Raw genomic sequence first — 9,111 nt, forward strand, 5'->3', positions numbered from 1 at the left:
CCCCCGGCCACCCCGCGCCCGGCCACCCAGGCCCCGGCCGGTGGCTATGCCGCACCCGCGGGGTTCCCGGTGGTGCGCCGCGGCGGCTACGACCGCGAGGCGGTGGACGCCCGCGTCCGCCAGCTCAGCACCGAGAAGGCCGGCCTCAGCACCAGCCTCACCGAGTCCGAGCGCCGCGTGCTCGAGCTCGAGGAGCAGGTCGAGCGGCTGCGTGGCGAGCTCGCCGAGAACGAGAGCCCGTCGTACGCCGGCCTCGGCGGTCGCGCCAGCGCGATGCTGCGGCTGGCCGAGGAGGAGGCCGCCGAGGTCCGCGAGACCGCCCAGCGCGACGCCTCCGAGATCCGCGAGCAGGCCGCCCGTGACGCGAAGGCGATGCGCGCCGACGCCGCCCGCGAGGCCGAGGACATGCGGCTGGTCCAGCTCAAGGAGCTCGACGAGAACCGCTCTCGCCTGATGGCCGACGCCGAGCAGGAGCGGGCGCTGGCCCGCAGCGAGGCCGAGGACCTGGTCGAGGCCGCCAACCGCCAGGCCGCCCAGCTGCGGCTCGCCGCCGCCCAGGAGGCCAACGAGCTGCGCACGTCGGCCAAGCGGGAGGCCGAGCAGCTCCGCGCCGCGGCCGACCGCGAGGTCCAGGAGGCCCGCCGGTCGCTGGCGGTCGAGAAGGAGCGCCTGGCTCGCGAGGCGACCGACCACCACACGAGCGCCACCGCCGAGACGCGTCGCCTGGTCGAGGAGGCCGAGGAGCGGGCCGAGGCCGCCGAGCGCCGCGCCCGCGACGCGATGACCCAGGCCACCGAGCACCGCAACCAGGCCGCGACCGAGGCGGAGGCGCTGCTCAGCCGGGCCCGGCGCGAGGCCGAGCAGATCGTGGCCTCCGCACAGACGCAGGCCGAGGCCATCACCTCGACGGGCAACGCCGAGGCCGAGCGCGACCTCGCTGCCGTCCGCGCCGAGGTCGACCGGCTCGGCAAGCGGCGCGATGCGATCATGGCGCAGCTCGCCTCGCTGCACGAGGTGATCACCGGCTTCAGCAAGGACGACGAGTGACCGACGCCCCGCGAGGGGCCGACGCCGGCGAGCCCGCGTCCTCGGCGTCGACCGACGCCGAGGAGCCGGACCCCGCCCTCGAGGCCGAGGGCGAGTACCTCGGCGAGCTCGGCGCGCCGCTCTCGCGGCACTCTCCCTTCGTCTGGGGGTTCTTCGGTGGGCTGGGGTTCTTCCTCGCCTGGTGGCTGGGCTCGACGGTCACCTCCATCGGACCGACGCTGCTGCTCGTCGTCGTCGCCCTCTTCCTCGCCGCGGGGCTGAACCCTGCCGTCGAGTTCTTCGAGCGGCACGGCATGCGTCGCTCCTACGCCGTCGTCACCGTGATCGTCGTGGCGCTCGCGGCCGTCGCCCTGTTCCTGGTCGCGATCGTCCCGGTGATCACCGACCAGGTGCAGTCGATCGGCAACAACGCGCCCGACTGGCTCGACCGCCTGCAGAAGAACCAACGGGTCCAGGACCTCGACGACCGCTACCAGATCATCGACAAGATCAAGGACTACATCGCCAAGGGCGACTTCGCCAGCAGCCTGTTCGGCGGCGTGCTCGGGTTCGGCCTGGCGGTGCTCTCGGCGCTGGCCAACGCGTTCATCGTCATCGTGCTGACGCTCTACTTCCTCGCCTCGCTCGACAAGACCAAGAAGGCCCTCTACCAGCTCGCCCCGGCCTCCCGTCGCGAGCGGGTGACGCTGCTCGGCGACCGGGTGATCGCCGGTGTCGGCGGCTACGTCTCCGGAGCGTTCATCGTCGCGACGTGCGCGGGCATCTCCTCGCTGATCTTCCTGTTCGTCGTCGGGCTCGGCCAGTACGCCGTCGCGCTGGCCTTCGTCGTGGCGCTGCTCGACGTCATCCCGATGATCGGTGCCACGATCGGCGCGGTGATCGTCACGGCGATCGGCTTCGCCGAGGACCCCAAGATCGGCATCGCCTGCGTGGTGTTCTACGTGATCTACCAGCAGGTGGAGAACTACGTGATCTACCCGCGGGTGATGTCACGCTCGGTCGACGTGCCGGGCGCCGTGACCGTGATCGCGGCACTGGTCGGCGCGGCGCTGCTCGGCGTCATCGGCGCCCTGCTGGCGATCCCCACCGCTGCCGCGATCTTGATGCTCACCCGCGAGGTCGTGGTGCGCCGGCAGGACCATCGCTGACAAGCAGCTCCCCCACGGTCGCCCGCTCGCCGATCTTGACGGCGACCACGCCCGCCAGGATCAGCAGTCCGCCGACCAGCTGGACGGCACGCGGCAGCTCGTCGAGCAGCACCCAGGCGAAGACGACACCCGCGACCACTTCGAGCAACGCCACGAACGAGGCCAGCCGCGACCCGAGCCGGCGGCCGGCGGCGATGCCGGTGGTGTAGGCGATCGCGGCGGTGACCACGCCGAGGACGACCAGCGGGACCCACCAGTCGACGGTGGTGCCGGCGTACGTCGCGGACGCGGTGGTGGCGCGCATCGGCAGCAGCCCGACCCCGGCGAGCACCCCGAGCGAGACGGCGCCGAGCACGAGGCCCGCCGCGGCCAGGGCCATCGGCGGCAGGCCGTTGTCCTCGTCCGCGGAGATCACGAAGTAGGCAGCCGCGCCGACCATGGCCGCCAGCGCCCACAACACCCCGGCAATGCTCAGGTCGGCCCCGGAGACCAGGTCGAGGACGAGCACCAGCCCGGCGGCGGCCAGCGCCGCGCCCAGGATCGTCACGCGACCCGGCCGCTGGCCGTGGCGCGCCCAGAGCCAGACCACGACCGCGGCCGGTGCGGTGTACTCGATCAGGAGCGCCGGCCCGACCTGCATGTGACCGACCGCAGAGAAGTAGCAGAACTGGGCGCCGGCGACCGCCAGCGCGCCGTAGACGCCGATCACCCCGGCGTTGCGGCGCAGCAGCCCCCAGCGTCCGCGCAGCGCGGCGGCACCGAACGGCGTCACGACGAGCGCGGCGATCCCGACCCGGACCAGGACGATCGCGCCCGGGCTCCAGCCGCCGTCGAGCAACTCGCTCGCAAGCGCTCCCGACAGGCCGAAGGACGCCGCCGAGACGACCGCGAACCCGAGCCCGCCGACGAGCCGTGACCCGCTCGACACCGGGATCTCGTCATGGGTCAACGTCGTCATGGCAGATGACGCTAGTGGTCGATGATGTAACGTGTCAACGTGCCTTTCACTCATGACACCGAGGCGGCCCTCCAGGCCGCCGTGGTGCTCGCGAACTCCGGGCTCGAGCCGGACACGCTGACCACGGTCGAGGACCTCGACGCGTTCTTCACCGGCTTCGAGTACACCGGCCGCCACGACCTCGACGCGGTCGAGCTCGATGGCGTCCGCGCCGTGCGGCCGGCCCTCTACGAGCTGCTCACGGCCGATCGCGACACCGCCGTCTCGATCGTGAACCGGATGCTCGCCGACGCCGGCGCGGTCCCCCAGCTCGTGCGCCACGGCGAGTGGGACTGGCACCTCCACGCGGTCGGCCCCGACCGCGACCTCGCGACGCGCATCGTGGTCGAGACGGCGATGGCGATGATCGACGTCATCCGCGCCGACGAGCTGACGCGGCTCGGCATCTGCGCCGACGAGACGTGTCAGGGCATCGTGCTCGACCTGTCACGCAACCGGTCCAAGCGGTTCTGCTCCACCACCTGCGGCAACCGCAACGCCGTCGCCGCCTACCGCGCCCGGCAATCGGGTACCGGTTCTCCATGATCAGTACCCCGCAGGACCCCGACACGATCCAGCCCGACGTCGTCCCCTCGGGCGACCCCGAGCCGATCCCGACGCCGCAGCCGGGCGAGGACCCGGGCGTCGCGCCCGACACGCAGCCCGCTCCGGAGCGGTAGGTCCGCCGAGGAGCTACGCGGCGAGGAACCTCCGGAGCACCTCGGTGAACACCTGGGGCTGCTCGGAGTGCACCCAGTGGCCGGCGCCCTTGATCACCACGCGCCGGTTCCGGGGGAACCAGCGGTCCATGGCCGTGGCGTACTCGTCGCGGACGTACGGCGAGGTCTGACCGGCCACCCAGAGCGTGGGGCCGTCGTAGGGACGGCAGTCGACGAGCTGCTCCTCGGGCCAGCCGCCGAGCACGGGCAGGTCGCGGCCGAGCACCTCGAGGTTGGGCCGCCACGTCCACCGACCGGCGTGGTGGTGGAGGTTCTGCAGGAGGAAGCTGCGCACGGTCGGGTTGGGGACGGCCTCGGTGAGCGCCGCGTCGGCATCGCGTCGGTGCTCGAGGTCCGCGAGGTCGAGGGCGAGCATCGCCTCGATGTAGCGCCCGAACTCGCCCCGCTCCTGGTAGTCGACCGGCGAGATGTCCACCACGCACAGCCGCTCGACCAGCTCCGGGTGGCGCAGTGCGAGCACCATCGCGGCCTTGCCGCCCATCGAGTGGCCGACGAGCTGCACCCGGTCGTCGGCGGAGAACAGCGCCGCGACCCGGTCGGCCACGTCGACGTAGTCGAAGCGCTCCGGCCAGACCGACCGTCCGTGGTGGGGCATGTCGACGAGCAGCACCCGGTGGTCCTCGGCGACCGCCTTGGCGATCGTGGTCCAGTTCTTGCCCTGACCGAACAGACCGTGGCAGAACGCCACGAGCGGCCCCGACTCCCCCAGCGACGTCACGTGCAGGCCGGTGTCGTCCGCCGTGACGTCCCTGCTGCGGTTCAACACCATGCGCGTACTCCTGTCGGGGTGAGGTCCCGGTCGCGCAGCACCACGGCGAGCCGGTCGCCGACGTGCGAGCACGTCCAGCGGAAGTCGGTTCGCCGGTACTCGATCGCCAGGACGCTGTCGCCGTAGTGGTCGACGTACGACGCGCACTCGCGGTAGCGACCGCACTCCTCGGCCACGGCGAAGTCGAAGCCGATCGCCGAGCCGTCGTAGCCGGCCAGGTTCTTCTGCCCGGCGGCGAGGCCGGCGTCATGGGCGGCCCGCACGAGCAGCGCGGCGAACGCGAGCGTCGCCCGTCTCGGGATCAGGCCGTGGCTGCGGGTGAACGAGTCCAGGTTGTCGTACTCCACGGCGTCGAACCCGTCGGCCGCGCAGCCGCGCACCCACCGGCCGAGGATCCGGGCCAGGTCGGTCCGCTTGGCCCGCGTGCGCACGTCGAGCAGCCACTCGCCCCACGCCTCGTCCTCGACGAGCCGGCCGTCGTCCTTCAGCACCAGGCGCCGGTGGTGGCGCCAGAACCGGCGCTCGTCGGGCTGGGTCTGGAAGCCGTTGACGTAGCAGACGTTGTAGCGCCCCTCGACCGGGCTCGCCCGACGGTCGCGCACCACGACACCCACGTGGCCGGGCACGGACCGCACCCCGCCGAGCTGGTAGTCGACGTCCGTGCCGGTGGGCAGCACATCGACCGGGGGCGACGCGGCGAGCGCGGGCGTCGTGAGCAGCAGCGCGAGGAGTGACGCGGCCAGCGTCACGAGTCGGCGGACGGGCCGACCGGATCGAGAGACGTCGCGGTGTCCGAGCACCCGGTCATCCTCGCGCACAGGTCGCCACTGGCCGCTGGAGCGCGCTCAGAAGTCGAAGCCGTCGAACAGGTCGCCGATGCCGTCGCCGATCGAGCCGAGGCCGTCGCCGATGCCCTGGCCGAGGTCGCCGATGCCGTCACCGATGGCGCCGATGCCGTCGCCGAGCATGTCGAAGCCGCCGAGGCCGCCGAACATCATCCCGGCGAACATCAGCTCCATCGGTCCGAAGGCGCTGAAGTAGCCGGCGGCGTACGGCTGGTACGCGCGCCCGCCCTGCCAGTAGGGCACCCGCTGCGCACCGACCATCACCATGCGCGCGTCGGGGTCGGCGCCGACGGAGACCCGCTCGGCGTCGAGAGCACAGGCAGGGACGTCGCGGGTCGCGCCGCCGGGCGGGGTCCACGGCACGTCGGTCACGGACAGGCCGTGCCGCGGGTCGAAGAAGCACGGCGGGCGGCGGGTCGGCAGCGGTTCGCCCGCCACCCGCGCGCGGACGCACGCGATCGCGTAGCGCCCGTCATCGAGGATCTGCGTGACGTGCCGGACGTCGTCGGGACGCGTCATCGCGTCGCCGGCCGTCTTGGCGGACTCGTAGGCGTCGAGAGCGCGCTGGTAGTCGGCGTTCTCCCCCGCCCCGAGCTGGTGTCCCGCGAGATCCAGGTCCAGCTCCTGGAGCTGCTCCCCCAGGGCCGTGATGTCCTCGAACGCCAGCTTCTTGACCGGCTCGAGCTCGGCGCGCTGCCGCGCCAGCTCCCGCGCGCGGGCGTTGCGCCGCGACACCACCACCGCGACGACCACGACCGCGAGCACGAGGAGGACCACCAGGGTTTCCATGCCTCCAGCGTACGAAGAGCGGCCAAGGGCGGCGATCAGCCGGCGGCTGCGATCGCCCCGTCGGAGGTCCGGTAGACCAGCCCGTCGGCGACCGCGAGCGCCAGGGCCCGGTCGAAGCGGTCGGCCTCCCAGAAGTCGGCGCCCACGAGCCGGGCCAGGTCACCGGGCTGCTGGGGTCCCGTGGACTCCAGCGCCCGCACGATCTGGCCCATCTCGTGGAACACCTGGCGGTCGCGCTTGCCCTCGGTGGAGGCCTTCGGCGGTGGCATCGGCATGGCGTCGTGCTCCTCTGCGTGTCGTCGACGTCGGTCAGGCGTGCTGCGGCTGCGTCGCGTCCGAGCCGGCGGCCGTGCCGGGCTCGTCCTCGGCCGTGAGCGGCTTGGCGAGGCTCTCCAACGACTTGCCCTCGGCCTTCACACCGAGGAACGCCTCGACGATGCCGCCGATGATCATCAGGGCAGCGCCGATGAAGTAGCCGATCGCGATCTTGCTGATGTCGCCACTGTCCGAGGCCCGCTCGATGAGCCAGCCGAAGAACAGCGGGCCGGAGATGCCGCCGGCGGCGGTGCCGATCGCGTAGAAGAACGCGATGCACAGCGCCCGCGTCTCCATCGGGAAGACCTCGCTGGCGGTGAGGTACGCCGCGCTCGCGCCGGCCGAGGCCATGAAGAAGATGATCGCGCCCATCAGCGTCAGCGTCTTGGCGTCGAAGCTGCCCAGGTAGAACCCGGTGATCGCCAGCAGCACGCCCGAGCCCATGTAGGTGGTGGTGATCATCTTGACCCGGCCGAGGCTGTCGAACAGGGGGCTGAGCAGCAGCGCCCCGGCGAAGTTGCTCGCGGCGAAGATCGCGATGTAGTAGCCGGTCTGCTCGACCCCGAGGAACGTGGTCAGGGTGTCGCCGTAGGTGAAGAAGAAGGCGTTGTAGAGGAACGCCTGACCCACGAAGAGCGAGAAGCACAGCACGGTGCGCTTGGGATAGAGCGTGAACACGGTCTTGGCGATCAGCGCGATGCCGATGGACTTGCGCTGCCGGATCGTGATCGTGTCGTGGACGTCGTGCAGCTGGTGGTGGGACTCCTCGGAGACCGTGCGCTCGATGTCGCGGACGATCTCCTCGGCCTCGTCCTCCCGGCCGTGGATGAACAGCCAGCGCGGGCTCTCGGGCACGTTGCGCCGCACGACGAGGATGCCGACGGCGAGGATCGCGCCCAGGCCGAACGCCAGACGCCAGCCCCACGACTGGTCGATGACCGTCGGGTCGAGGAGCGGGATCGTCAGCAGCGCGCCGCCGGCAGCACCGACCCAGAACGAACCGTTGATCGCGACGTCGACGCGACCGCGGTACTTGGCCGGGATCAGCTCGTCGATCGCGGAGTTGATCGCGGCGTACTCACCGCCGATGCCGCAGCCGGTGAGGAACCGGCACGCGAAGTACCACATCGGGTTCATCGAGAACGCCGTCAGCACGGTCGCGACCGTGTAGACCGCCAGCGTGATGATGAACAGCTTCTTGCGGCCCAGCCGATCGGTCAGCTGACCGAAGAACAGCGCGCCCAGGCAGGCGCCGGCGACGTACATCGAGCCCGCCAGGCCGATGTCGAAGTTGTTCATGCCCAGGCCGCTGCCGTCGGGCTTGAGGGCGTCGGACATCGAGCCGACGATGGTGACCTCGAGCCCGTCGAGGATCCAGACGGTGCCGAGGCCGATGACGACGAGCCAGTGCCACCTCGCCCACGGGAGGCGGTCCAGGCGAGCGGGGATGTCGGTGGTGATCCGACCGGTTTCGACTGCCATGAGACGTGCCGTACCCACGGGTGACGGCCGTCACGCATCCACAGAAGAACGAGTCGACCCGCCCGAAAGTTCCGGGCGGGTCGACGGGTGTTCGGCGTCAGCGGGTGGAGTAGTCCCGGAATCCGCGCTTGGTCTTGCGACCGAGGTAGCCCGCGGCGACGAGGTGCTCGAGCAGCGGAGCGGGGGCGAACCCGCGCTCGCGGAACTCGAGGTAGAGCTCGCGCTGGATCGCCAGGGACACGTCGTTGCCGACGACGTCGAGCAGCTCGAAGGGGCCCATCGGCAGCGCACAGCCCTGCTTCATCGCCAGGTCGATGTCGTCGGCGGTGGCGTAGTGGGCCTCGAGCATCTTGACGGCGTCGTTGAGGTACGGGAACAGCAGCGCGTTGACGATGAAGCCCGCGCGGTCGGCGCACGTGACGCCCACCTTGCCGATCTTGGCGACCAGCGCCCGCGTGGTCTCGGTGACCGCGTCGTCGGTGGAGACCGTCGAGACGACCTCGACGAGCTTCATGATCGGCGCCGGGTTGAAGAAGTGCATCCCGATGACGTCCTGCGGCCGCTTGGTGGCGCGGGCGCACGCGATGATCGGCAGGCTGGACGTGGTGGTCGCGAGGATCGCGCCGGGCTTGCAGATCTCGTCGAGGTTCTCGAACAGCGTGGTCTTGATCTGCAGGTCCTCCGCGATCGCCTCGACCACGATGTCGACGTCCGCGAGGTCGTCGAGCGACGTGGTCCCGGTCAGGCGGCCGAGGACCTCGGCCTTGGCCTCCTCGGTCGAGCGACCGCGCTGGATCTGCTTGTCGAAGCTGCGGGTGATGGCCGCGGCAACGCCGTCGACCTTGTCGGCCGAGCGACCGACGTAGAGGACGTCGTACCCCGCCTTGGCGAAGACCTCGACGATGCCGGTCGCCATGGTGCCGGTGCCGACGACGCCGACCTTGGCGATCTCGTGCCGGAAGGTCGGCTGCTCGTCGGC

At 71.4% G+C, this 9,111-nt stretch carries 11 protein-coding genes; 4 read left to right on the forward strand and 7 right to left on the reverse strand.

All coding sequences use genetic code 11. The features are described from left to right. A partial coding sequence (locus tag Q0L15_RS06695; protein ID WP_296603135.1) for a hypothetical protein occupies positions 1–1,047 on the forward strand: 1,047 nt, incomplete at its 5' end. Beyond that, positions 1,044–2,195 (forward strand): AI-2E family transporter, encoded by a 1,152-nt coding sequence (locus Q0L15_RS06700; RefSeq protein WP_296603137.1) that lies wholly within the window; start codon positions 1,044–1,046, stop codon positions 2,193–2,195. The genes Q0L15_RS06695 and Q0L15_RS06700, both read left to right, overlap by 4 nt. Here Q0L15_RS06700 and Q0L15_RS06705 read toward each other — a convergent pair. Next, a complete protein-coding gene (locus tag Q0L15_RS06705) occupies positions 2,155–3,153 on the reverse strand; it encodes an EamA family transporter (protein ID WP_296603139.1) in 999 nt (332 codons plus the stop codon). The genes Q0L15_RS06700 and Q0L15_RS06705 overlap by 41 nt on opposite strands. A 39-nt stretch (positions 3,154–3,192) precedes the next feature. Between Q0L15_RS06705 and Q0L15_RS06710 the strand changes: the two genes are divergently transcribed. Both Q0L15_RS06710 and Q0L15_RS06715 read left to right on the forward strand, forming a co-directional pair. Then, positions 3,193–3,738 (forward strand): CGNR zinc finger domain-containing protein, encoded by a 546-nt coding sequence (locus Q0L15_RS06710; protein WP_296603140.1) that lies wholly within the window; start codon positions 3,193–3,195, stop codon positions 3,736–3,738. Then, positions 3,735–3,872 carry a hypothetical protein gene (locus Q0L15_RS06715; RefSeq protein WP_296603142.1) on the forward strand — a complete coding sequence of 46 codons (138 nt, stop codon included), beginning with the start codon at positions 3,735–3,737 and terminating at the stop codon, positions 3,870–3,872. The genes Q0L15_RS06710 and Q0L15_RS06715 overlap by 4 nt, the downstream gene beginning before the upstream one ends. 13 nt (positions 3,873–3,885) lie before the next feature. Here Q0L15_RS06715 and Q0L15_RS06720 read toward each other — a convergent pair whose 3' ends face one another. From Q0L15_RS06720 to Q0L15_RS06745, 6 genes are all read right to left on the reverse strand, one after another. After that, on the reverse strand, positions 3,886–4,701 hold the full coding sequence (locus Q0L15_RS06720; protein WP_296603144.1) for an alpha/beta fold hydrolase: 816 nt from the start codon (positions 4,699–4,701) through the stop codon (positions 3,886–3,888). Further along, positions 4,692–5,501, reverse strand: coding sequence for an endo alpha-1,4 polygalactosaminidase (locus Q0L15_RS06725; protein ID WP_296603145.1), 810 nt, complete (start codon positions 5,499–5,501; stop codon positions 4,692–4,694). The genes Q0L15_RS06720 and Q0L15_RS06725 overlap by 10 nt, the downstream gene beginning before the upstream one ends. A gap of 45 nt (positions 5,502–5,546) precedes the next feature. Next, complete coding sequence (locus tag Q0L15_RS06730; protein ID WP_296603146.1) at positions 5,547–6,335, reverse strand: hypothetical protein; 789 nt, start codon at positions 6,333–6,335, stop codon at positions 5,547–5,549. A gap of 35 nt (positions 6,336–6,370) precedes the next feature. After that, positions 6,371–6,610, reverse strand: coding sequence for a hypothetical protein (locus Q0L15_RS06735; protein WP_296603147.1), 240 nt, complete (start codon positions 6,608–6,610; stop codon positions 6,371–6,373). 34 nt (positions 6,611–6,644) lie between these two features. Then, positions 6,645–8,132 (reverse strand): MFS transporter, encoded by a 1,488-nt coding sequence (locus Q0L15_RS06740; protein ID WP_296603148.1) that lies wholly within the window; start codon positions 8,130–8,132, stop codon positions 6,645–6,647. 97 nt (positions 8,133–8,229) lie between these two features. Continuing rightward, the coding region (locus Q0L15_RS06745; protein WP_296603149.1) for a 3-hydroxyacyl-CoA dehydrogenase family protein at positions 8,230–9,111 on the reverse strand (882 nt) is incomplete at its 5' end.

This window comes from Nocardioides sp. (assembly GCF_024509035.1).
Classification (GTDB): domain Bacteria; phylum Actinomycetota; class Actinomycetes; order Propionibacteriales; family Nocardioidaceae; genus Nocardioides.